This window comes from Methylomicrobium lacus LW14 (assembly GCF_000527095.1).
In the GTDB taxonomy this organism is placed as follows: domain Bacteria; phylum Pseudomonadota; class Gammaproteobacteria; order Methylococcales; family Methylomonadaceae; genus Methylomicrobium; species Methylomicrobium lacus.
On record NZ_AZUN01000001.1, the window covers coordinates 1,413,078 to 1,438,071 of the forward strand.

The following is a 24,994-nucleotide window of genomic DNA, read 5'->3' on the forward strand; positions in this document are numbered from 1 at the left end:
GACATCATGGCGTATCTCCTGTAATAACGACAACCTGAAAATTTTCACCTTGCCACACTTTGCGGTCAAGCCAGTAGAAGGTAAAGTCGATGTGCTCGCCTGCAACAAGCTCTTTGGTCTGCAGCCGTGCAACGTAACCTAATCCCCAATCTTCAGTGATGACATCCGCCGGGTTTTGCCAGTCATTCTTACCCCAGTGTACCTGTGCAGCTTCGGGCAACAGCACGCGCAGTTCCTGACCGGCAACCAGTTGCTTCACACGCTGGCGTGGTTGCCACAAAGCGTAATCAAGTTGTGGATGGCGTCCGCCGTAGCGGGCCCAGGTGCGTGCAGGCCTATCGACTGGCGCGCCTGCTGCTATACTTAGCGCCAGTTTGATGAATTCGGCGTGCGCCCATACCAGCGGCATTGCCGAGCCACTGGGTTGGCCTGGATACAGGCCACGCTCAGGGATGGCCACGCTATCCCACACCTGTTCTGGCAACAGCCCGCCTTTACCAGTCATTTGCGCCATAGCCTGCAAATAAGGTCGTGCATCCTCTCCCGCCAGTAAGGCCAGATGTCCACGTTCACCAGTTAAAAGCGGCCATCCTCGACCCTGCCCCCAGCCATCAAAAGGCGCTCCGTCCGGATGCTCACCATAACCGTCGCCGTTATAGCGATGCCACACCGGACCGTTAGGCGTATTGGCCTTGAGCAGCAGGTCAATAGCCTGAACGCTACTTACCATGGCAGGGTCATCAGCGGCACGCAGCCCAAAGCGGGCAAGCTGCAAGCAACCGATAGCGAGCTGTTCATCGGCGGCAACCCCTGGGTAATTCTCGCGGTTTTTGATCAGTAGATGTTCAAACTTGGCTCCTTCATGAATCAATATGTCTTTCGGCGCGCTGCGCATGTAATAGCCTGGTACTCCAAGTTGCTGAGCCAAAGTAGTATTGGCTGCCCAGGTATACTCTTCCAGGCGCGTGTTCCAGGTATCGGCCAGCATCAGCGCACAGTCTAATTCGAGCCCTGCGAGAAATCGACTGCCTTCGACCAGCGCAGCAATGGCTACCGCGACGGTAAAAGTATTGATGCCCGGGTTTTCCTCCCAGCGATCCTGGGCAGTCATAGGCCCTTCATGCGCTATGAAGCTAAGGGCCCGATGCACCATGTCGCCCACTCGTACTTCACCCAGTGCATTTCGCTCCGCCAAGGCGCTGGCAAGCAGTACCGGGAAAGCCGTTTCATCAAGCTGTATACCTTGCCAGAAAGGCTTGCCGCCCAGCCACTGGTTTTGCAGCCAATGGCCATTGGCCTGCTGGGTAGCGATGAGGTAAATCAAACACCGCTGCGCATCCGCTATATCGTCAAGTGCCACCAATGCACCTGCCGTCTCGACTAAGTCGCGCGCCCATACCAAGTGATAGCCACCCCGACTGTTGCTGGCTTCGCCCCAAGGCACCGACAGGCTTGCGACAAAAGCACCCGGGAAAGTACGATCTTCGTGAACTTTTATGACTGTTGCCGAACGCCGTAATAGTATGAGGGACTTAGAATCCAGCAAAGCCTCCAACTCAGGTGGCCAGTGCAGAGTCTCCAGCCACTGCTGCCAGCCTTGGCAATACCTTGTCCAGAGCGTCTCAAAACCTGTCGACAGCGATTGCAGGACCAATGTGGCGGCGGCTTCACGGCTGCTGGCAAGCCCCAGGGCCAACGTACCGGTGCAGGACAATTGCGCAGTGAACGCTACTTCGCCAGGGCCGGCCTGGGCATAGTGCCATGTCATGCCGTTATTGAGTTTAAAATCTTGCCAGCCGTCGCTCCTACCCACTAATCCTACTGAACATTGTAGCAGCGCTGGCCGACCTTCACGATCGACAGCCGTCAGAGCCATCCCGAACGGCCCCTGCTCAGCCCACAACATGCGGTGACCTTCCCACACATCCGTCCATGCCTGATTGCTAGTCGCATCTTCGCCAATACGGGGTGCAGCCAGTAGATAGAGTTGCAGATCTGCATCCCCTTTTAACATAAAATCGACCAGCAGCACATCACGTTCCGGATCAATGCATATCTTAAGTGTTAGCATAAAACGGGCATGGTGATGGGTGATGGTGATTGCCGGAATGACATCGTCCTGCCAGGTCACCATATAATCGCCCAGCCGACGTAATTCAATCCAGAAATCTGTACCGTTGGCGATGATGAAACCCAGGTCTTTTAACTGAGGAATGTCCAGGCGCGGGTAATACACCTCGGTAATAATACCCTGCGCCATGGTAAACCATACGCGTGAGGTACCTAATGCCGTGCCAACCGCGTCTTTGGCAGCAGGTGCCCAAGTTGGGTAAATACTGGAAGGTGCAGGAGCTACCCCTTTAGGATACGACTTTTCTGACATTTAAGTATTCCTTCTTGATTTACGAGGTTGGGATGCGCTATGAACCTCATCACTTTTCGGTGGATAGCACCTGTTCGCTCTGATTCAGCAGACTGGAATTATTATTTTATGCCTGATTTTTTGCCAGGTTCAGCCCTTTTTGTTTAACCAGATTGATCAGACTACCCGCCAGCACCATTTCCACCTGGTAGGGCGTCAACGTGTGTTCGGTCTCATAGGTCTCGTCTTTAGTTATATTATTTACCTGGACTCTATTGCCCATGCGAATGGCATTGCGCGCATTAGGAATGGAAAGCCTGTCGCTTTGGGATATCTTCTTCCAATCTTCAGGATTGGTAAATATCAGAGGGAGAATGCCGAAGTTGCTAAGATTTTGTAAATGTATTCTGGCAAAACTTTTTGCGATTACCATCTTAACTCCCAAATAACGGGGACCTAAGGCTGCGTGCTCGCGGCTCGAACCCTGTCCGTAATTGGCGCCGCCCACAACGAATGATCCCTGTTGCTGATGGCCCATTGCTCTTTCATAGTACGTCTCGTCGATCTGGCTGAAAACAAACCGGCTAATTGCTGGGATATTACTGCGAAAAGGCAGCACCTTGGCACCGGCCGGCATAATTTCGTCCGTGGAAATATCATCCCCCACTTTCAATAGCACTAGCCCTTGGAGTGTTTCGGGCAGAGGTTGTAACTGTGGCAGGGGTTTGATATTGGGACCTTTCTCCAGGTCATACAGTTCGCTTTCCTGTGTAGGAGGGATCAGCATCTCGGTATTGAGGAGCATGGTCTCGGGTTCCATAAAACGGGGGTACTCCATGCCTAGCGTACGTGGGTCGGTAATCACGCCGGTCAAGGCCGAGGCGGTGGCGGTTTCAGGGCTGCACAAATAAACCTGATCTTCTTTGGTGCCCGAGCGGCCCGGAAAATTTCTGGGAACGGTGCGCAGGCTAATGCGACCCGTAGCCGGAGCCTGTCCCATGCCGATACAGCCGCCGCATCCCGCCTGATGGAGGCGGGCGCCGGCATGGATGAGCTTTCCGAGTATGCCCATTGACATCATGTTTTCCAATATCTGTCGGGACGTGGGGTTGACGTCGAATGAAACGCGGTCGTGTACCTGTTTGCCGTCCACGATCATGGCCGCGATGGCAAAGTCCCGCAGCCCAGGATTAGCGGACGATCCGATATAGGACTGGTATATTTCCCTGCCCGCCACCTCGCGCACCGGTACCACCTTACCCGGACTGCTGGGCGTCGCAATCAAAGGCTCCAGTTCTGAGAGGTTGATTTCCTCGTATTCGTCGTATTCCGCATCCTCATCCGCGAGAATTTCCTGAAAGGCGTCCTCACGCCCCTGACTTTTCAGAAACGCCATAACCGCATGGTCCGCCGGAAACACCGTCGTGGTGGCTCCTAGTTCGGCTCCCATGTTGGCGATCACATGCCGGTCCATAGCGGTTAGGGTTTTCAATCCGGGACCGTAATACTCGACGATCTTGCCAAGCCCGCCGTCCACATCGTACCTGCGCAGCATTTCCAAAATCACGTCCTTGGCGCTCACCCAGTCGGGAAGCTTCCCTACCAATTTGACACCCAATATTTTCGGCATGTTGACGCGAAAAGGTTCCCCCGCCATAGCCATCGCCACCTCTAGGCCACCCGCGCCGATTGCCAGCATCCCCAATGAACCAGCCGCACAGGTGTGGCTGTCCGAGCCTAACAAGGTTTTTCCCGGCATGCCAAAGCGTTCCATATGTACGGGATGACTCACGCCGTTACCGGGCCGGCTATACCAAAGGCCAAATTTCTTGCAAGCACTACGCAAAAACAGATGGTCGTCGGCGTTTTTGAAGTCTTCCTGGAGGAGATTGTGGTCCACATACTGTGCGGAAAGCTCGGTTCGTACGCGCGGAATTCCAAGTGCTTCAAATTCCAGCATGACCAGAGTGCCCGTTGCGTCCTGAGTGAGCGTTTGATCAATTTTCAAACCAATCTCTTCACCCGGTATCATACGACCTTCGATCAAGTGGCTTTTGATAAGCTTCTGCGTTACGTTTTTACCCATGGCTTTGTACTCCCACATAGAGACGTTCAAAATTAATTTTCTAAAAAGTAAAAACCTCCTCTGAAGAAATACTTGTATCTGCCATGAAAAAGCTTCTTAAAGAAGAACTTAAATAATAACACTAAGAAACGTGCAGACAATAATTTGGCCAATTTAACGTTTCACTTAGGCCGTTCCGATCGCGCAACATTCTGGCACCCATGAACGGGTGTTTCAAATGCAATTCATCCAGTCGCCGCATCAGGTCCAAATCACGCTCCGAGACGGGCTTAGGCAAATAATAGATGCTGCCCCTGCAGATATTGAGTAAGTCTGCCTGACGGCTAATCGATAGTTTCGCATGACGGTCTATCATCGCTTTGCGCTCAGCAATCCCGCCTTGTTGAGCGCGCCTTCTAAAAAATCGTTTTCCAGCGTCAACTGGCCGATCTTGGCATGTAAAGTCTGTAGATCGACAGCGGGTGACGCCGATTCAGCGGGTTTGCCAAATACTTCAGCCGCATGCTCTGTCAGTTGCCGTTTCCAATCGGTAATCTGATTCGGGTGAACTTCAAATTCCTGCGCGAGTTGCGCCAGGGTTTTATCACCCGCTAGCGCGGCCATGGCAACTTTGGCTTTGAACGCCGGTGAATGTTTTCTTCTCGTTTTGAGTGACATTTTCTGCTCCGTTTTAACGTCCTTCTGGACATTCTAAAGTAGCAGGCGTTCCACTTAACCGGCTGTTCAATTTTTCGGTACCACCTCTAGGTTTGGTTTAAGTTTAACTGTAGCTGTTCGGTTCACTCGTGTCATTAGTTTTCGTCGAAGAGTGCTCAAGACGTGGGAGTTGTAAAAAAGATTCCAACTTTTCCACTTTCGGCATCGGTTTTTCCAGTTAAGTGATACATTAGAAACTTTAAAAACAACAAGATGAAAATTACTTCTGACAAATTTTGACGCTCTTTATTAGCAATAACTGGCAATTTTTCCACACTGTTTAACAGAAACTATACCTTTATCGGTACGATGACGCAGATGGAAAAGTCCGGCCGCGAGTGGCATGGAGAAACCGGGGTTATCAGCAAAGCCATGCTCCTGAAATACATTGATGATTTGACGCTTCCCATCTACTACATCGACGGCCCGCCCGCGATGGTGAATGCGATGCGACAAATACTGAGCCAAGCGGGCGTCGACGATGACAACATCCGCACGGAAGAGTTTTCAGGCTACTGATGACGATTGTATTAGGTACTTATTTAAGGAGAATACTATGAATGTTGCTGCACATCCCTTAACTACAGAGGACTCTGCGCTGTCTCCCTGGTGGCTGCGCACGGTGATGATCGTGATGGTGCTGGGCTTTGCAGGCCTGATCATCATCACTTCACTGGCCTACCGCAACGCTCCGCCGATTCCTGCACAGGTGCTTGATGCGCAAGGTATTCGCCTGTTTACCGGCGACGACATCAGCGAAGGCCAGGCAATCTTTCTCAAATACGGATTGATGAACAACGGCAGTATCTGGGGTCATGGCGCATACCTGGGGCCCGATTATTCGGCCGAGACATTGCACCGTATCGGCGAGGATACCGCCACGGTCATTGCGCAGCAGCAATACCAACAACCACTGGTTGCGCTGACGCCTGGGCAACTGGCGGCAGTGTATGCACAAACGGCGGTCGAGCTAAAAACCAATCATTATGATGCCGCCAGCGCAACACTGCATCTGACCATGCCGGAGACTGCCGCCTACCATCGACAGATTGCTTACTGGACTGATTACTTCCTTGACCCCGAACGTAATGGCGGGCTCCAGCGTGGGCTGATCAGCGATCCGACTGAATTGCACCAGTTTACCGCATTCGTCACATGGACTGCGTGGGCCTCCGTGACCAGCCGTCCCGGTGAGAATTACTCCTATACCAACAACTTTCCGTACGATCCCAGCGTTGGTAACACGCCGATACCTGACGCACTGCTATGGAGTGCGCTGAGTCTCGTCGTGCTGCTGGCCGGTATTGCAATCGTACTGTTGATGTTCGGCAAGTTCGATTATCTTGGCTGGATTAGCACCGGCCAGCATGTGCACCCTCATCTGTTGCCTGGTCAAGCCAGCGCCGGCCAGCTGGCACTGGTGAAATTTTTCGTGGTGATGGCAATGCTGTTTCTTGCGCAGGCTTTGGTGGGTGGTGCGGTGGCGCACTATCGTGCCGATCCTGGCAGTTTTTACGGTTTCCAGCTGGAACGGCTATTTCCCAGCAATCTGATGCGCACCTGGCATCTGCAAACGGCGGTTTTTTGGATTGCTACCGCCTATGTTGCCGCGGCCTTGTTTCTCGGCCGTTCACTGCGCAACGATGAACCACACTGGTTCGCTGGCTGGGTTCATCTACTGTTCGGCGCTTTCGTCATGGTCATAGGCGGCAGCCTGTTAGGCGAGTGGGCAGGCATCTCGCAAATGCTGGGTCAATGGTGGTTCTGGCTTGGTAACCAGGGCTGGGAATACCTGGAACTCGGGCGTCTGTGGCAGTACCTGCTTATCGCCGGCCTGCTGGTGTGGTTTGCGATATTATTGAAGCTGGTGCAGCCAGATACTTTGAGCGAGCCGGCATCGAAACCTTTGGTCAGGCTGTTTTTGCTGGCGTCCCTGGCAATTCCGCTGTTTTACATTCCGGCACTCTTTTTCGGCGCCAAGACCAACTTCACCGTGGTGGATACTTGGCGCTTTTGGATCATCCATCTATGGGTCGAAGGTTTCTTTGAATTCTTTGCCACCACGATGGTGGCGCTGATGTTTTATCAACTGGGACTTACCCGGCGAAATGTCGCGCTTCGTGTGATTTACCTCGACGCCATCCTGTATTTCGGAGGTGGTCTGATCGGCACCGGCCATCACTGGTATTTTACAGGCCAGAGTAGCGTCAATATGGCACTGTCGGCGATGTTCTCGGTGCTGGAAGTGGTGCCGTTGACGCTGCTGACCCTGGACGCATGGGATTTCGTGCGCACCACACGTGGTGACTGCGATGCCTGCGGCCAATCGGTAGCAATACCCCAGAAGTGGACGTTCTACTTCTTGATGTCCGTAGGCTTCTGGAACTTCGTCGGTGCCGGCATCTTCGGCTTCCTCATCAACCTGCCGATCGTCAGCTACTATGAAGTCGGCACCCAACTGACGCCCAACCATGGCCATGCCGCGATGATGGGCGTATTCGGTATGCTGGCGATTGCGCTGATGGTATTCGTGTTGCGCCAGACCAGCACCCATGCACACTGGGTCGACATCGAGAAATACGTTAAAGTCGGATTTTGGGGTACCAACGTCGGCCTGATGCTGATGTTAATGATGAGCTTGTTCCCCAGCGGAGTGTTACAGGTCTGGGATGTAGTCCAGCATGGGTACTGGCACGCGCGCAGCCTTGATTACATCGGTAGCGAACGCTCGCGACTGATCGAATGGCTACGTCTACCTGGTGACCTGGTATTTATCCTATTCGGAGCCATACCGTTGGTAATCGCATCCATCAAAGGCTGGCTGGGGGTGCGTCGACAGCAGACGGATTGACATATCAGGCATTTTGAAGTAATAAAAACCTATCTATGAAAGGATCAGTTGCAAAATCCGTGAGTCCGATGGATAACTGACTCTTTTTAGGAGGATTGAAAAATCTAATGATCAGTTTGAAGCAATAGCGACCATTTTTTCGTCTCTAGTTTACTCTGTACACGACAAAAAATTTATCCACAGGCTCTCACTCATGTTTGGAGAGCTATTATTTCGGGATTCTGTCCGTCAACGACGATCATGTCGGGCGGACATAAAAACAACACCCATAGCCTGAACCTGTCCTCAATTTTTTGGAGGCCATGCAAAAGGCTGTCTGTCAGATAATCCAGCCCATAGCGAAACAAACTCTGCTCCGGTCGTCCATGCTTTTTCGTTTTTAAGGGCCTGACCTGATGGTTCCATTCCCCCGTTTTATGCGCCCAACAAAAGACAATGGCCAATAATGCCATCACCTTTTTGATCCGAAAATAGTGGGTCAGGCGCATCTCTTCCTCATTTTCTGCGAGCGCAAGCGCTCGCTAAAGAGTCATCCGTCAAACACACGTCATACGACCCGAGTCAGATGCCTGAACTCATCATGGTATTCGATACCGAAAAAATGCACTACATGCTGAACAAGCATGACCGTAAAAGCAATTTGTACCGTAATCATGACCGTTATTTGAGTTACCTCGGCGACACATGCGGTTTGTTGCCTGTCAGTCAGTTATCCGCCTCAATTCTAAGTGACCTCGATACCTTGGCATTGAGGTTCCCAAACTTCGCTGAAGCGATTGAGTATTATCGTGAACAATTTGCACTGGCGCTGATGAACCAACACCTCGCCATCGCTGCCAATCCCTTACTGATTGTAGGTCCACCCGGCGTAGGTAAAACTGCATTTTGTCGGGCATTAGCTGAAATCGTTGATACTTACTTTGACCTAGTCAGTTTATCCGGCATTATCGCAGGCTTCGTGCTGGGCGGCATGTCGTCCAATTGGGCGGATGGGAAACCTGGACGTATTGCCGAAGCTCTTGCCCGCGGTCATAAAGCAAATCCCTTGATTATGTTGGATGAAATCGATAAGTGCGGCGGGGACAAACGCTATGATCCTCTGGGCTCGTTATATCAATTATTAGAGAAAGACACTGCTGCCGTATTTGTCGATGAAGGCCTGGAGCTTGCAATCGACTGTTCCCACATCCTGTGGTTGGCAACTGCCAATGCGTGCGAACTAATTCCCGAGCCCATCATTTCCCGCTTTACGGTCATTGAGGTCAAGTCCCCAAACAGTGACCAAATGGCTGCCGTTATTCGGTCCATTTATCAAAAAATTCGGCAACAGCATCCGTGGGGGCTACAATTTAGCGATGATTTACAGCCAGCTTTGCTTGAAAAAATCATCCACAGCCAATTGGAACCTCGATTGCTGCAGCGGGAGCTCATCGCCGCTTGTGGTAAAGCAGCACTGAGAAACATAGCTGAAGATGGCAAGCATTCTGTCTGTCCCGACGATTTTGTGCCTCGCAAAAATGGCAAACGGCTTGCCACCATTGGATTTATATCATATTGAGCTGTACCAGCCGTTGGGGAATTGTTGCTCAGCGGCCAATCACAAGTCGTCGTCGACCGCCCCCCCCCAAAAAAAAATCAATAAAAAAACTTACGCGACTATAAATTATTTTATTCATCGATTGAGTTAAGCTACCTTTAGGATTATTCTGGTGGTAATTAGAGAAACTTTGGATAAGATGCACCTAAAAATCCTATTGTCATGGCTAGGAATCGCTGACCTGAAAGCAGCAGGCCTGATTTCCGGTAATACCAGCGAGCCTATTGGCGACGGTCCGATATTAGGTGCTCTCAAAAATCTCAGCTTCGACGAGCTCCATTTATTACATGATCACAACCAGCAAAAAGCGACCGCGTACATCAACTGGTTGGCTCAGTTTAACAGCATAAAAGTTGCCTCCATTCCTTGCTCGTTACGTTCCCCTATCGACTTCGGTGATATACACCATGCCGTAGACGGTTATTTACAGAAACTCACTGCCAGTAACCCTAACCTGGATATCAGCATCCATCTCTCACCCGGCACGCCGTCGATGACGGCTGTATCGATACTGCTGGGTAAAACCAAGTACAACACGCGTTTCGTGCAATCGACCAAAGACAAAGGCGGTGAGTTTGTCAGCATCCCTTTCGACATCTCGGCCGAGTTTGTGCCGCAAATCGCTAAGCATGCCGACAAAAAACTCTCCGAACTGTCGTCAGCCCAAGCGCCGCCGTCGGCAGCTTTTTCCGATATCGTGACGCAAAATCAAGATTTCTTACGCGTCATCCAAAAAGCCGAAAAAATTGCAGTGCGAGATGTGCCGGTTCTCATCATGGGAGAATCGGGTACTGGTAAGGAGTTGTTTGCCAAGGCCATTCATAATACCAGCCAACGCCAGGGCAAACCGTTTATCACCGTCAATTGTGGCGCCATTCCCAAAGACTTGATCGATTCAGAACTGTTCGGCCATATCAAAGGAGCTTTCACGGGGGCTGTGAGCAATAAAGCGGGATATTTTGAAGCAGCAGATGGTGGTACACTGTTTTTGGATGAATTTGGCGAATTGCCGGAAGATGCGCAAGTCCGCTTGTTGCGTGTACTCCAGTCCGGCGAAATCAGCAAAGTCGGAGATAGCGCCATAAAGACCGTCGATGTGCGGATTATCGCTGCGACCAACCGAAACCTCGCGCAAGACATCGCCATCGGCCGCTTTCGAGAAGACCTGTTTTATCGTGTGGCTATCGGCATTTTGATTTTACCACCCTTGCGTGAGAGAACTGGGGACATTGCCTTGCTCGTCGATCATTTGATGACTGCGATCAACCGCGAAGCGTCCAATCAGCCAGCCTTTGTTGATAAAAAACTTTCTGTAAAAGCAAAAAATATTATCCTTAACTATGCTTGGCCAGGTAATATTCGTGAATTACACGGCACGTTACTGCGCGCTTCGATCTGGGCTGACACGGATACCATTACCGATCTTGATATTCAGGAAGCCATGCTTACCCGGCCAACCAATAGTAACTCAAGCGAGCTGCCAGACATTGGCGAAGGCCTTGATATTCAAGGCCTTCTGGATGGTATAAAACGTAAATACATTGCTCAGGCGCTGACTCAAGCGGCCGGCAATAAGAAAAAAGCCACGGAGTTATTGGGCCTGCCCAACTACCAAACCCTAAGTAACTGGATGGACAAATTAGGCATCCAATAAAAATTGGCACGCTCTTCGCTATAGAAGGGACATGGATAGAATCGACATCATGCAATCACAGAATTTTGAATTCCTGAGAAGCGTCTGGCCGGAATTGGCCAGCTTGGCCGGATTTGCCGAACACTATGCGTCCCTCGACCCGCAAAGCGCGCAGACCAAATTGCGCAACTTTGCCGAGCGTTCGGTTGCGATTGTCTATTCCCAACTAGGTTTACCCAGACCGCCGCAAGCCAACTTCATGGAACAGTTGACCAACGCGGCCTTCGAAGCGGTAACCCCCAAAGTCGTCATCGACAAACTGCATGCATTGCGCATTCACGGCAATAAAGCCGCTCATGGCGATAAGGTCAGCGAACAAAGCGCCCAGTGGTTATTGAAAGAAGCTTTCGACATTGCGCGTTGGTTATTCATTACCTACGCCAATGGCGATCAAAACAGCATAGCGGATTACCAAGCGCCTAAACCTGCGCAATCGGAAAAAGCCGACTATAAAAAAGAACGCAAAGCCTTGCTGGAGCAATACGCCAAACAGGAAGCCAGCATGCAGGCCATGCTGGCGGAATTGGAAGCGGAACGCGAAAAAGCTGCGCAACTCCAGCGAACCGCCCAGGAATTGGAGCAGCTTAAACAACAAGCCACCAACAAAGGACAAAAAGCGGCGCTGGATTTACATTTCAACGAAGCGAGCACCCGCAAATACCTGATCGACCTGCAACTAACACAAGTTGGCTGGCAACTTGAGGATAATGATCAAGTCACCCTGGAAGAAAAAGTGCTGCATCAACCCACCACCAGCGGCGAAGGTTATGCCGACTATGTGTTATGGGATGACAACGGCAAACCGTTGGCGGTAATCGAAGCCAAAAAGACCGCCGTCGATGCAGAAACCGGCCGCCATCAAGCCAAATACTACGCCGACGGCCTGGAAAAAATGCACGGCCAGCGTCCGATCATTTTTTACACCAACGGCCACGATATCTGGCTGTGGGACGACCATGCAGCACAGAATTACCCGCCGCGCCGGCTGTACGGTTTTTATTCCAAATCCAGCTTGCAATATCAGATACGCCAGCGCATCGAGCGCAAACCGTTCAATACCGTCTCGCCAAAGCCGGACATCCTGACCGACCGCTTATATCAACACGAAGCCTTAAAACGCATTACCGAGCGTTTCGAGACCAAACAACGCAAAGCCTTGGCGGTACAAGCCACCGGCACCGGCAAAACCCGACTGTCGATTGCCCTGGCCGATGTCTGCATGAAAGCCGGCTGGGTGAAGCGCGTATTATTCGTCTGCGACCGGCGCGAGCTGCGCAAACAGGCCAAAAATGCTTTCAGTGCCTTTCTGCCCGCACCGATTACCATCCTGACCAGCAAAAGCGTACAGGATACCCACAACCGCATCTTCGTCGCCACCTATCCGGCCATGATGAAAGTGTTCGATACCTTCGATCCCGGCTTTTTCGATTTGATCATCGCCGATGAATCGCACCGCAGCATCTACAACATCTACGGCGACATGTTCCGCTACTTCGATGCCTTGCAGGTCGGCCTGACCGCCACACCGGTGGAAATGGTCAGCCGTTCCACCTGCCAATTGTTCGGTTGCGACTTCAAACAGCCCACCAGCAATTACACGCTGGAAACGGCCGTCGAAGAAGGCTATCTGGTGCCGTATCAAGTGGTCAAACACACCACGCAATTTTTGCGCGACGGCATCAAAGGCCATGCCTTGTCCGCCGAAGCCATTGCCGCATTGGAAGACCAAGGCATAGATCCCAACAACCTGGATTTTGATGCCCAGGAGATCGACAGCGCTATTTTCAATAAGGACACCAACCGCAAGATCCTGCAAAACCTGATGGAACATGGCATTCGTCAGGCCGATGGACAAACGCTGGGCAAAACCATCATCTTCGCCCGTAACCACCAGCACGCCAAATTGTTGGAAAAGCTCTTCGACGAGCTATATCCCCAATACGCCGGCAAGTTCTGCCAGGTCATCGACAACTACGATCCGCGCGCCGAAGTACTGATCGACGACTTCAAGGGCGAAGGCAGCAACGACCAACTGACCATCGCCATCTCGGTCGATATGCTGGATACGGGTATCGACGTGCCGGAGATCGTCAATCTGGTCTTCGCTCGCCCGGTCAAATCGCCGGTCAAATTCTGGCAAATGGTCGGACGCGGCACCCGGTTGTGCCTAAATCTGTTCGGCCCCGGAAACCACAAAACCCACTTTCAGATTTTCGATCATTGGGGTGTGGTGGAATACCACGGCCTGAAACAACGCGAGGTCGAAATCAGCCAAAGCAAATCGCTGATGCAGCGCCTGTTTGAATCACAACTAGGCTTGGCTAAAACCGCCCTGCACTACGCCGAACCGGACTTTTTCGACGTGGTCGCTCAATCCCTGCACAAAGCCATCAACAGCCTGGACGACAAAACCATCGCCGTGCGCGACAAATGGAAACTCAAACAGCAGATGAGCCAACTGGACGTATTGCGCCAGTTCAGCCCCAATACCGTCACGCTGCTGGAAACCGACATCGCCCCGCTGATGCAATGGCTGGATGTGCGCGGCCACAGCGATGCTTACCAATGGGATTTGCTGCTCTGCCAAATCCAGCAACACAAATTGCAAAACACCCAGTCCTTCGGCGATCTGGCCGGCGAAGCCATCAGCCAGCTCTGGCAACTGCAAATGAACTTGAACCAGGTCAAAGCCAAGGCCGCGCTGATCAAACAATGCCGCGAGCTGACTTGGTGGCAAAACGCGTCACTCGATGAACTGGAACAGGCGCGCATCGAACTGCGTAGCATTATGCAGCACCGAGACAAAGGAACCGGCCCAACCGTCGATAAACCCATCGTCGACATTCCTGACGGCGACGAAATCCGCGAAAAACAAAGCACCTACCTCAATGCGGTGGATATGGCCAGCTATCGACTCAAAGTCGAGCAAGCCTTAAAGGAACTGTTCGAACAGGATGCCGTCCTCAAGAAAATCCGCGCCGGCGAAGCGGTTACGGAAGCCGAATTGGCCAATCTCAATGCCTTGATTCACACACACCATCCGGAAGTGGATTTACAGGTATTAAAAAGCTTTTACGATACCGCCGCCCCGCTGGAGCAAATTCTGCGTTCCATCGTGGGTATGGATGCCGATAAGGTCAACCAGCGTTTTGCCGCCTTCATTCAACAATACCCTAGTCTCAACGCCCGCCAAGTGCAGTTTTTAGGCTTGCTCAAACGCCAAATCGCCCAAAGCGGCGCGATTGAAATCGACCATCTTTACCAAATGCCGTTTGCCGCCATCGGCGAACTGGATGCTTTATTTACCAACGAACAACAAATCGACGACTTACTGTCGATTGTACAAAGCTTCGGTAAACAACCGACACCACCGAATTAAGAGGAAACAGTCATGCAAATCATGATTAATGTACCCGACAATTTACCGATGACCAGAGCCACCCAGCGCATCAAAGAATTGGAAAAAAGTTTGCGCGACGAAGCCAGTTTTTTATCCAGCGTATTGGCAAAAAAATCCAAGCAAGATCGACAAGCCGCCTTGCTCAAAATTGCCCATGACTGCGCCGCGCTACCTATCTTAGATGAACGCAGCCCCGATGAAATTTTGTACAATTAGATTACATGGAACACAAAGTACCTCCCTGTAAACTCACTGCCATTAAGTTAAGAAAAACACGTCGTTCCGGCAGGGATTGCCGGACCAATCCGCCGGGAGCGGATTGGCACTCGCCCGAAGGGTGCCGGGCAGGACAGCCCGGCATGAGCCCAGAAGCCAAGGACGGCGAAGGCCTTTCACATCCTTGTGAACTGGATACCGGCAATCCCTGCCGGCATGACGGCGCCGAAAAAGGTTTATGAACATTAAACAGCCTTGTGTCTACCTACTTGCCAGTAGCCGTAACGGAACCTTATACGTCGGGGTAACCTCCGATTTAATCGGAAGAATTTATCAACACCGCAATGACTTGGCAGAAGGCTTTACCAAACGATTCAAGGTGCATCAACTGGTTTGGTTCGAGTTACATGAAACAATGGAATCAGCCATCAGACGCGAAAAGCAAATCAAGAAATGGAATCGCAAAGCCAAACTCAATCTCATTGAAAGCGCTAATCCGGCCTGGGATGATCTTTGGTTCTCGCTTTCACTTTAGTAAATCCGTCGCCCCGGCAGGGATTGCCCATATCCTTATACACAAGCCCGTCATTCCGGCATGGATTGCCGGAATCCAGGCTGCATGGATAGCTCGAAGCTTGCCATCCATGGCGCTGGATACCCGCATCCCGGCGGGTGTGACGGCATTTGTGTATAAGGGCATAGGGATTGCCGGGGCCCAAACTGCATGGACGCGAATTGATAAACACGTTATGCCCGGTTCAAAGCCGGCAATTGCAAAAAAGGTAAACATGATCACCGGCGAACTTAAAAACAAAATCGACAAACTCTGGCTGGAATTCTGGCAAGGCGGCATCGCCAACCCCTTGACCGTCATCGAACAAATCACCTTCCTGATGTTCGCCAAACTGCTGGACATCAACGAAAGCCGCGACGAAAAACGCGCCGCCCGCACCGGCAGAAACTTTACCCGGCGTTTTAAAGAAAACGAACAGCATCTGCGCTGGAGCCAGTTTAGCCATATCGAAGATGCCGACCGTTTGATCAACCTGGTGCGCGATGAAGTGTTCAAGCATTTTCGCGAACACACCAGCGACAGCCGTTTTGGCGATTATATGAAAGACGCACGGATGGTCATCGACAAACCCAGCTTGCTGGTCAAAGCCATCGAAATGATCGACGCGCTGCCGCTGGAAGCCGGCGACACCAAGGGCGACCTTTACGAATACCTGCTCAGCAAACTGACCACTGCCGGCATCAACGGCCAGTTCCGCACCCCGCGCCACATCATCAAACTGATGGTGCGCCTGCTCGATCCGCAACCGGATGAAGTGATTGCCGATCCGGCCTGCGGCACCGCCGGCTTTTTGGTATCGGTGATGGAATATCTGCTGGAAAAATACAGCAGCGAGCACGGCATCGTCCGTGAAGAAATCACCGATGAAAAAGGCAAAACCATCCTCCAAAACATCTACACCGGCGATTTGCTCGACCAAAACCAATGGCAACACATTAAGACTAAGATGTTTCATGGCTTTGACTTCGATAGCACCATGCTGCGCATCGCCGCGATGAATCTGTACATGCACGGCGTCGAAGACCCGGACATTCATTATCAGGATTCCCTGGCGCAAAGCTTTGCCGACAATTTTAAAGAGCTGGAGCAAAACGCCTTCAACGTCATCCTGGCCAATCCGCCGTTCAAAGGCAGCCTGGACGAAGACACCATCAACCCGCCGATTCTGCGCCTGGTCAAAACTAAAAAGACCGAGCTGCTGTTCATCGCGCAAATCCTGCGCATGCTGAAAACCGGCGGCCGCAGCGCCACCGTTGTGCCGCAAGGCGTGTTGTTCGGCTCCTCCAATGCCCATCAAGCCGTTCGCCAACTGTTGATCGAAAACAATCAGCTCGAAGCCGTCATCAACCTGCCCAGCGGCGTGTTCAAACCCTATGCTGGCGTCGCCACCGCGATTCTGATCTTCGCCAAAGGCGGCGCGACCGATCACGTGTGGTTTTACGACGTGCAGGACGACGGCTTTTCGCTGGACGACAAACGCGACTCGCTATATCAGGACGAACAAGGCAATCCGTTGGGTTTTGCCGGTGATTTACCGAAAGTTTTGCAAGCCTGGCAAATTCGCCGCAAACCGAACGACCAAACCATCTCCCCCCTTTCTCAAAGGGGGGCCGGGGGGGATTTAACCGATGACCCTGAATCCCCCCTAACCCCCCTTTTACAAAGGGGGGAATCAGGCATGTCCAATGATGCAGTGAACGACCGCACCCAAGCCTGTTTCTGGGTCAGCAAGGCCGAGATTGCCGCCAACAAATACGACTTGTCGGTGAATCGGTATAAGGAAACCGTGCATCAGGAAGAAGAGTACGAAGACCCGAAAGCGATATTGCAGCAGTGGATGGGTTTAGTGGCTGATATTCAGGATGAATTGAAGGAGTTGGAGGGGATGTTGTGAGTTGGCCGATGTGTGTATTAGGTGACGTTGCACCTGCTAAGCCAATTAAACTGAATTCCTTCAAACAAAGTGACAACTTTTGGCAGGTGACTTTAGACCATATTGAGTCAGGTACGGGAAGGCTTTTAGAACGGAATATAAAACCACTATCAGAAGCGGGCACTTCAACCCATGCATTCGATGAACGGCATGTGCTTTATTCAAAGTTAAGGCCGTACCTAAATAAAGTCTTACTACCAGATGGTATTGGTATAGGAACAACGGAACTTGTACCTATGTTGCCAGATCCGGAAAGGCTTGATAGAGATTACCTTGCCTATTATTTGAAATCAAACATCTTTGTGAATTGGGTTTCAAGCCAAACGGCAGGGGCAAAAATGCCCAGGGTATCAATGAACACGTTTTGGGAACATGAAATTCCACTCCCGCCATTACCTGAACAGAAACGCATCGCCGCGATACTCGACAAAGCCGACAGCCTGCGTCGTAAAAACCAGCAAGCCATCCAACTCGCCGACAAATTTCTCCGCGCGGTGTTTTTGGACATGTTCGGCGATCCGGTGACTAATCCCAAGGGATTTAAACCACGCCTTCTTAAAGAATTTTATTTTGACGAAAATACAGGAACAAAGTGTGGTCCTTTCGGTAGCGCACTAAAAAAGGAAGAATACGTCGAGTCAGGAATTCCTGTATGGAACATGGACAATATTAATTTAAGTGGAAAATTCATCGATAAGCCGAATCTGTGGATAACTGAAGCCAAGTTTGAAGAACTGGAACCTTATTCTATTAAGCCAGGGGACGTAATCATTTCCAGGGCTGGCACTGTAGGTAAAATGGGTGTTGTTCGTTCAAAGCACTCAAAATCAATTATAAGTACCAATTTAATACGCGTTCGTTTTGGCTGTGAATTACTACCAGAATACTTCGTTTCTCTAATGACATACTGCAAAACCAGGTTCGGTAGGCTAAAAACGGGACCAGATGGATCATTTACACATATGAATACTGGTATCTTAGATAATTTGGAATTTCCTTATCCTCCAGTTAGTATACAAAGCGACTACCTACTGGTGAGAAATAAATTATTAGATACCCTAAAGAAGGCAGGATATAGTGAAAAATTATCTAATGATGCTTTTGGGGCGATAAGCCAAAAAGCCTTCGCCGGTGAACTATAATGCCAACCTGCTGGATCATAGCCGGACATAACGGCGCGGGAAAAACCACCTTCGCGCTGGAGTACCTGCCGCAAGTCGTCAACTGTTACCACTTTATCAATGCCGACTTGATCGCCGCCGGCTTGTCCCCGCTTGCGCCCGAGCGCGAGTTAATCGCCGCCAGCCGGATTTTTCTGAGCGAAATCGCAGCCTGCATTCAGAAAAAACACGATTTCGCGTTTGAAACCACATTGTCAGGACGTAGCTATCTCAAGCTGATCGAACGCCTGCGAACGAGCGGCTGGCACGTTGAACTGATTTATTTGGCCTTGCCTTCGATCGAAATGTCCAAAGCCCGCGTTGCGGAACGAGTGGCGCATGGCGGTCACAATATTCCGTCGGAAGCTATTGAACGCCGCTTTGCGCGCAGCTTGCGCAACCTGCTTACCGAATTCAGTTACGCGGTTGATCGCTGCTCATGTTTTATGAACACCCAGAACGAAACCGCATTGGTCTTTGAACAACAAGAAGAGCAGCGCAATGTCCTCCACGATACTTTCTATCGACACCTTTTAAATGAGGCCGGCTTATGAAACTTGCCAAAAATCCCCCTTCAAAAGAAAGCCAAATCATCCAAACGGCATTAAATAAGGCGATCGCCAACGCTTTGGAAAAAAAACGCAAACTCGGCCAGTATGCGGTGATGTGGGAAAACGACCGGGTGGTTTATAAAGGCCCCGACGCGCCAGACACCCATAACAAACAGGGAGAACGGTAAGGCAATCAATCAGGGCCGTGCGATTAGCGAAGCGTAATCGCACGCATGAAAACCTGTGTAGCCCCGATTACGCTTCGCTAATCGGAGCACTGAACTACTTTCAGGACAATATCGATCGGCTGGACATTCTGCAAAAGTTGTATCAGACCATTCAAAAACGGGGTCTGACACGATTATTTAAAAAATATCGTTTTCCCCCCATTTTTCCTAGACAAATTTGGAGAATAAAAATGAAATACGCTACCGCCAAGGCCAGTCCCGTCGCAGCCCCCGAGGTAGTCCTGAATTTATGGGCATATGTCGATGAAGCCGGCTACATTCTCCGTTTAGCTGGAAAATCCTACGTTATGGAGGGAGATGACGATGAAAAGTTGGCTGTATTGCGCGCATTATCAAGAACTGATTTCTTGTCGGCGGCATGGTGCAAAGTGCCGCCCAACTTCGAGATTTTAGAGCCCAATGGCCAAAGGATCACTGGTGTTGCAACGGCTTCGATGCTATCGGACCCCATTTCTCATAGCCATCTTTTCAGCACCTTATTGCAAGATCTGGCCAATTCATTGCCCGATCAGCTACGCAGTCATGACGGCGGCTATGAGCAGTTCCGTTTAAATTTACCCCAAGACCCGTTATGTGTCACCACCGTGGTTATGGAATATGACGACGGCAGTCTGGTTCCGATGGTATCGGGTAGGTAAGAATATTTATGGAAAATTTAGCGTTGAGCGCCCTGCAGTTGGATGTCAAGCTCGTTCACTATTCTGTTTACCGATATCAGATCGTTTATCAAAAGTTTGATGAAACCGCATCCGGTGAACAGTTGGCCCGAAAGGTGGCGTATGAATTACAAAGAGTTAATGGTTTTGCAGTGCTTACCAATCTGGGTAATCGCGGCATTATTTCCTTAAAACCGATTTCACAACTCGTCATCGATTTGCCTCAGTTGCAAGCTAGCCTAGAAGATGACGGTAAACTGGAACTTGATAGTGGTGAAGAACAGCAACAACAGGCTTTGCAAAGATTGGTCAATCAGGACATCAACAAAGCCGCCTGGAAGCTGACACAAGATAGTCAAGGCAAGTTGGCTTTTAAAAAAGCGGCGAGTGGCAATACAGAAATTTTCGAACCCTCACACTCTGCCCGTATTAAAGCACGCAGCATTTATCTGGAAGCTTTTTGTTCGGTACAACTTAGTCCAGAAGTTTTAGCCGATGGCACGGTTTTGATTGGTTTGCATCTGAAGCACAGCTTGTTGGCCAAGCCGGATATTTCACTGCAATGGGTCATCGACAAAAGACCTGACTGGATTTCATCCATTAACAAGGTGCGCCACCGTTACTTTGAGTCCGGCAAAGCACCTTTAGTCGCTGAATTCCTGAGAGTTGAAGAGTCCCTCAAGGGCGATAGCCCATTACCTCATTTGGGTAAATCTCTGGTCGAGTATCATCATGAGAAAGGGTTGCTGTCCGTTCAACAGCTGACAGAAGCGGCATCGTCTTCCCTGATAAAAGTCAAATACGGGCAAAACGAAGCAGACCACGTCGCCAGCTTGGTTGAGCCAATGTTTGATTTTGACACGCTGAGCAAAATCGATTCAGTCTTTTTGAATAATCTGGCCAAAGATTTGAAATGGTCATTGGACGATAGAATCAAGGTCAGCGCCAGAATGGTAAAGGGGCTTTATCTGCCGAATTTCAACTGCCGATTAATACCGGTGGATTATCAAAATCTGAAAAAATCGAGTTTACAGTATGAACAAAAGCTCAGATTTGCCAATGGCGCCAAATCCAGCCGAGAACAGGATGTTTTAAGATATAAGGCTTTTGGCGACATGACCCGAACCCAAGTTATTCCGCTCATTATCGGCAAACAGAACAATACTGAACGGAATCAACGATTGCTATGCGATGCTTATCAGGCCTTGGGGCAGCTAACTAAAACGGAATTGCCACCGCTTAAAAAATTTCCTGCCCCCGTTGAAAACGCCAATGAATTAGATGCCAGACTGCATAAAAAAAATCCAACGAATGCTATTTTGTTGATCGGTTTAACCGGCAAGTCCGATAAGGTGGCAATACGCGATACCGCGTTTAGTTATGGCTTGGCGACCCAGTTTATGCGGCTCGATCACAGGGCCAATGTTTACAGTCCTTCCTATTTCAATAATGTCGCTGCCGGGGTATTCAGCAAAGGCGGTGGGCAGTTGTGCGCAATCGATGACATGCCGGGAGAAACCGATTTATTTATCGGGCTGGATATGGGGGCGTTAATGTTCGCGCTCCCGGTTTTGCATTTCTGTTTTTAAGTTCTGGCGCTCAGTTGGGTTGGCAATTGGCCGATAAACAGCAGGGCGAGCGTATGCAGGATGACGCTCTAACGAATTTGCTTGAGAAAAGCTTGAAAACCTATTTGCGTTCATCAGATGGTGTATTGCCCAGACGAATCACATTGCATAGGGACGGCAAGTTTTACGAATCAATCGATGTAATTAAACAGTTTGAACAAAAGCATAGTGTGAAGCTCGATGTGCTCGAAATCTTGAAATCTGGCGCTCCGGTACTTTATCGTCGGGAACAGTTAGCCGATGGCTCTAAGAAATTCTGCAATCCCAATGTAGGCGATGCATTGTATTTGTCGGATCGTGAAATGATTCTATCTACTTATAGCGGTGCTGAATTAGGCCAGTCCTGGGGTGATAAAGTCAGCATCAGGCCGTTGCGTTTACGAAAGCGCTACGGAGAGACATCCTTAGAAGTTCTTGCCCAACAGGTTTTGATATTGAGTCGAATTCATGGCGCTTCATTATATCGCCATCCGCGTCTCCCAGTTACGACGCATCATGCAGATCGGTTTGCGACACTGAGACAGGAAACCTGTATCGACGCGCTTTCTAAAATGGACAGGCTGTGTCCAGTTTATCTTTAGGGCCCCCTTCAATTCCACTCTCTGCTCGGCATTGCAGGAGATGTAGCGGTACCAACCTACGCCCAACTTTATTCCGGCGAATGGACGCATCCGATCTGCTCATCCACCAAAAAGGCATCAACCGGATAAGCACGGGTGCGGTTGTCTTCCTTCTTCGCACCACTTTGATGCCAGGCATTACCCTAGTAACGACAAGCCGGCATACTAGGTTAATTCCTTGTTCGATTCTTTTAGTTTGAAACGGCTCACGATACGCTTGGGTGTAAGCGTTCAACCGTACCGCCTATAAAATAATTTTCGTCTGTCGCATCCTGTCCTTTTTTTGTCAGGAGTTTTGGCATGGCTATCACAGCGAAATGGCGTCAGCATATTGAAGCGTGGCAACGTAGCGGGCTATCACAAGCCGCGTATTGCGCCGAGCGGCAACTCAATGTCCGTACCTTCACGGCGCGTTTGAGCGACTATCGCAAATTGCCCCAGCCAGAGTCGGCAGCCTTAATACCGGTGCATGTTCAGCCGTCTGCGCCTGCCGCGATTGTCTTCACGCATGCCCAAGGTCACCGCCTGGAGTTGTCCGCTACCGTATCAGCGCGCTGGGTGGCTGAGTTGTTGCGATGCCTGGCTTGATTGCGAGTCCGGCACAGATCTGGCTGGCGGTGGCGCCGGTCGATATGCGGCGCGGCCTGGATGGCTTAACCGCAATCGTCCAGCAAAGCCTGGGGCACCCGCCTGGCTGCGGATCGGCCTTCATCTTCCGCAACCGTGCCGGCAACCGCTTGCGCCTGTTGCTGTGGGACGGCAATGGGGTTTGGCTGTGCCAGCGGCGGTTGCATCGAGGCAGTTTTGTTTGGCCCAAAGCCTCTGACCCGGTCTTTGCGCTCAGTCAGGCCCAGTGGCAGTGGCTTGTGGCTGGTGTCGATTGGCAACGGCTATCGGCACAACCGTCAACAGAATGGCGGGTGTAAGGTACGGTATTGAAACCTAGTAAAATCAAGGCGTTCAGTGGGTTTATGCAGTATAATAACGGCCATGAATCCCCTCGCCAAACTCGATCAGTTGAACCTGGAGCCTTCGGCAAAAACCGAAGTAGCCGCATTGATTCAAGCGCTGATCGAGCAGGCTGAGCGGGATGCCAAAGCCATTCAGAGCAAAGACGTCAAAATCGCCGCGCTGACCCACGAGTTGGCGTATTACAAGCGCATCCGTTTCAGCACCAAGAGCGAAGCCTTGGCCCCGCTGCAGCGGGATGTGTTCGAGGAAACCTGGAACACGGATATTTCGGCCATCGACGCGGAAGTCGAGCAACTGCAAGATGCCAGTCCTTGTACCACGGTGGTCCGCCCCAAACGCCTGCGCGCCGGCCGGCAACCGTTACCGTCTCACTTGCCGCGCATCGAACACCGCCACGAACCCGAATCCTGCACCTGCGGGCACTGCGGCCGGGAGTTGGTCAAGATCGGCGAAGATGTGACCGAGCAACTGGATGTCGAGCCGGCGAAGTTCTTCGTCCATCGCCATATCCGCCCGCAATATGCCTGCCGGAGCTGCGAGACCGTGACGGCGGCGTCGATTCCGCCGGCGGTGATCGATGGCGGTCTGGCGGCGGTCGGCTTGTTGAGCTGGGTGATGATCAGCAAATTCCAGGACCATCTGCCGCTCTACCGCTTGGAGCAGATCGCCGCCCGCGACGGCGTGATCTTGTCCCGTTCCACCCTGGCCGACTGGGTCGGACGTCTCGGCGTCGCCTTGGAACCTTTGGCGGATCGCCTGGCCTGGCATCTTCAACAACGGCCGAGTCTTCATGCCGATGAAACGCCGGTGCCGCAACTGGATCCCGGCAACGGCAAAACCAAGAAAGCCTACCTGTGGGCCTACCGCAGCAATGACCTACAACCGGGGCCCAAGATCATCGTCTTCGACTATCAAGCCGGTCGCAGCGGCCGGCATGCCGGGCAGTTTCTAGGCGATTGGCAAGGCCACCTCGTGGTCGACGACTACGCCGGCTATAAAGCCTTGTTTGCGGCCGCCCGCGCCCATCCCGAAACTCGACTTCGGCTTGAGCCATGTATCGAACTGGCGTGTTGGGCGCATGCGCGGCGGAAATTCTTCGACCTGTTCCAGGCCAGCCAGAGCCCGATTGCGCAAGAAGCCTTACAGCGCATCGCGGTGCTGTATGCGATTGAAGCCGAAGGCCAAAGCCTGAGTTCAGCGGAACGCCAACGCCTGCGTGCCGAGAAAAGCCGGCCGGCACTGGCCGGCCTGCACGACTGGCTGCAACGCACCCGAACCCACGCCGCGCCCAATACCGCGACCGCTAAAGCCATCGACTACAGCTTGAAACGCTGGATCGCTCTCACACGCTATGCTGAAACCGGCGATCTGCCAATCGACAACAACCCGATTGAAAACAGCATCCGACCTATCGCTTTGGGTAAAAAGAACTGGCTCTTTGCCGGCTCGGAACGCGCCGGAAAGCGCGCGGCTGTGATTCAAACCTTGCTCGGCACGGCCAAGCTCAACGGCCTCGATCCTTCGGCCTGGCTAAAAGACACCCTCGAAAAACTGCCTACCTGGCCTAACAGCCGTATCGACGAACTACTGCCATTCGGCAAATCACATTAAATCACGCCCCCATCAACCTCGCTATGTGGTAGGGTTGGACGCTTACAGTCAACTTTTATCCCTTGTTGAGGCGAAGCGCTGTCGATGGTTGTCATAAGTCAAACATTTTCTTTAACGGATTTGAAGTACCGTTAAGCGCC

The 24,994-nt window shown here is 51.4% G+C and carries 20 protein-coding genes and 1 pseudogene; 17 read left to right on the plus strand and 4 right to left on the minus strand.

Going from position 1 to position 24,994, the window contains the following annotated elements:
* Nucleotides 1-4 precede the first annotated feature (4 nt).
* From METLA_RS0106355 to METLA_RS23465, 3 genes and pseudogenes are all read right to left on the minus strand, one after another.
* The gene (locus tag METLA_RS0106355; RefSeq protein WP_024297745.1) at nucleotides 5-2,383 is read right to left on the minus strand and encodes a glycoside hydrolase family 15 protein; all 2,379 of its coding nucleotides are present in this window, start codon (nucleotides 2,381-2,383) and stop codon (nucleotides 5-7) included.
* Between the two features lie 106 nt (nucleotides 2,384-2,489).
* Nucleotides 2,490-4,448, minus strand: a complete 1,959-nt coding sequence (locus METLA_RS0106360) for an aconitate hydratase (protein ID WP_024297746.1) — start codon at nucleotides 4,446-4,448, stop codon at nucleotides 2,490-2,492.
* A 181-nt stretch (nucleotides 4,449-4,629) separates the two neighbouring features.
* Nucleotides 4,630-5,105: pseudogene (locus tag METLA_RS23465) on the minus strand (transposase); the annotation flags it as partial.
* Between the two features lie 348 nt (nucleotides 5,106-5,453).
* Here METLA_RS23465 and METLA_RS0106370 point away from each other — a divergent pair.
* Together METLA_RS0106370 and METLA_RS0106375 are read left to right on the plus strand one after the other, a co-directional pair.
* Complete coding sequence (locus tag METLA_RS0106370) at nucleotides 5,454-5,663, plus strand: ferredoxin reductase domain-containing protein (protein WP_024297748.1); 210 nt, start codon at nucleotides 5,454-5,456, stop codon at nucleotides 5,661-5,663.
* 37 nt (nucleotides 5,664-5,700) lie between these two features.
* The gene (locus METLA_RS0106375; RefSeq protein ID WP_024297749.1) at nucleotides 5,701-7,995 is read left to right on the plus strand and encodes a nitric-oxide reductase large subunit; all 2,295 of its coding nucleotides are present in this window, start codon (nucleotides 5,701-5,703) and stop codon (nucleotides 7,993-7,995) included.
* Between the two features lie 191 nt (nucleotides 7,996-8,186).
* Here the strand turns inward: METLA_RS0106375 and METLA_RS23940 are convergent, their stop codons facing one another.
* Entirely contained in the window at nucleotides 8,187-8,483 is a 297-nt protein-coding gene (locus METLA_RS23940) for a hypothetical protein (protein WP_084480082.1), read from the minus strand.
* A 77-nt stretch (nucleotides 8,484-8,560) separates the two neighbouring features.
* Between METLA_RS23940 and METLA_RS20680 the strand changes: the two genes are divergently transcribed.
* The 15 genes from METLA_RS20680 (at nucleotide 8,561) to tnpC (ending at nucleotide 24,854) form a co-directional block, all read left to right on the plus strand.
* The gene (locus tag METLA_RS20680; RefSeq protein ID WP_024297751.1) at nucleotides 8,561-9,553 is read left to right on the plus strand and encodes an AAA family ATPase; all 993 of its coding nucleotides are present in this window, start codon (nucleotides 8,561-8,563) and stop codon (nucleotides 9,551-9,553) included.
* Nucleotides 9,554-9,731: 178 nt separating this feature from the next.
* Entirely contained in the window at nucleotides 9,732-11,246 is a 1,515-nt protein-coding gene (locus METLA_RS0106390; protein ID WP_024297752.1) for a sigma-54 interaction domain-containing protein, read from the plus strand.
* A 49-nt stretch (nucleotides 11,247-11,295) separates the two neighbouring features.
* A complete protein-coding gene (locus tag METLA_RS0106395; protein ID WP_024297753.1) occupies nucleotides 11,296-14,664 on the plus strand; it encodes a DEAD/DEAH box helicase family protein in 3,369 nt (1,122 codons plus the stop codon).
* Nucleotides 14,665-14,676: 12 nt separating this feature from the next.
* A complete protein-coding gene (locus tag METLA_RS0106400; protein WP_024297754.1) occupies nucleotides 14,677-14,901 on the plus strand; it encodes a hypothetical protein in 225 nt (74 codons plus the stop codon).
* 238 nt (nucleotides 14,902-15,139) lie between these two features.
* Nucleotides 15,140-15,436, plus strand: a complete 297-nt coding sequence (locus METLA_RS0106410; protein ID WP_029646469.1) for a GIY-YIG nuclease family protein — start codon at nucleotides 15,140-15,142, stop codon at nucleotides 15,434-15,436.
* Between the two features lie 253 nt (nucleotides 15,437-15,689).
* Nucleotides 15,690-17,369 carry a type I restriction-modification system subunit M gene (locus METLA_RS0106420; RefSeq protein WP_024297757.1) on the plus strand — a complete coding sequence of 560 codons (1,680 nt, stop codon included), beginning with the start codon at nucleotides 15,690-15,692 and terminating at the stop codon, nucleotides 17,367-17,369.
* Entirely contained in the window at nucleotides 17,366-18,550 is a 1,185-nt protein-coding gene (locus METLA_RS0106425) for a restriction endonuclease subunit S (RefSeq protein ID WP_024297758.1), read from the plus strand. Before METLA_RS0106420 ends, METLA_RS0106425 begins: the two co-directional genes overlap by 4 nt.
* Nucleotides 18,550-19,122 (plus strand): zeta toxin family protein, encoded by a 573-nt coding sequence (locus tag METLA_RS0106430; RefSeq protein ID WP_024297759.1) that lies wholly within the window; start codon nucleotides 18,550-18,552, stop codon nucleotides 19,120-19,122. The genes METLA_RS0106425 and METLA_RS0106430 overlap by 1 nt, the downstream gene beginning before the upstream one ends.
* The gene (locus tag METLA_RS0106435; RefSeq protein WP_024297760.1) at nucleotides 19,119-19,307 is read left to right on the plus strand and encodes a hypothetical protein; all 189 of its coding nucleotides are present in this window, start codon (nucleotides 19,119-19,121) and stop codon (nucleotides 19,305-19,307) included. The genes METLA_RS0106430 and METLA_RS0106435 overlap by 4 nt, the downstream gene beginning before the upstream one ends.
* Before the next feature lie 230 nt (nucleotides 19,308-19,537).
* Nucleotides 19,538-20,005, plus strand: a complete 468-nt coding sequence (locus tag METLA_RS0106440) for a hypothetical protein (RefSeq protein WP_152539396.1) — start codon at nucleotides 19,538-19,540, stop codon at nucleotides 20,003-20,005.
* 8 nt (nucleotides 20,006-20,013) lie between these two features.
* Nucleotides 20,014-21,612 carry an argonaute PAZ domain-containing protein gene (locus tag METLA_RS0106445; RefSeq protein ID WP_024297762.1) on the plus strand — a complete coding sequence of 533 codons (1,599 nt, stop codon included), beginning with the start codon at nucleotides 20,014-20,016 and terminating at the stop codon, nucleotides 21,610-21,612.
* A gap of 14 nt (nucleotides 21,613-21,626) precedes the next feature.
* Nucleotides 21,627-22,232: a Piwi domain-containing protein gene (locus METLA_RS0106450; protein WP_024297763.1), complete on the plus strand. Its 606-nt coding sequence runs from the start codon at nucleotides 21,627-21,629 to the stop codon at nucleotides 22,230-22,232.
* A 339-nt stretch (nucleotides 22,233-22,571) separates the two neighbouring features.
* Nucleotides 22,572-22,859 (plus strand): IS66 family insertion sequence element accessory protein TnpA, encoded by a 288-nt coding sequence (gene tnpA / locus METLA_RS21855; protein WP_024297133.1) that lies wholly within the window; start codon nucleotides 22,572-22,574, stop codon nucleotides 22,857-22,859.
* Entirely contained in the window at nucleotides 22,847-23,197 is a 351-nt protein-coding gene (gene tnpB, locus METLA_RS0106455; RefSeq protein WP_024296659.1) for an IS66 family insertion sequence element accessory protein TnpB, read from the plus strand. The genes tnpA and tnpB overlap by 13 nt, the downstream gene beginning before the upstream one ends.
* 64 nt (nucleotides 23,198-23,261) lie before the next feature.
* Nucleotides 23,262-24,854 (plus strand): IS66 family transposase, encoded by a 1,593-nt coding sequence (gene tnpC / locus METLA_RS0106460; protein ID WP_024297764.1) that lies wholly within the window; start codon nucleotides 23,262-23,264, stop codon nucleotides 24,852-24,854.
* The last annotated feature ends 140 nt before the right edge of the window (nucleotides 24,855-24,994 follow it).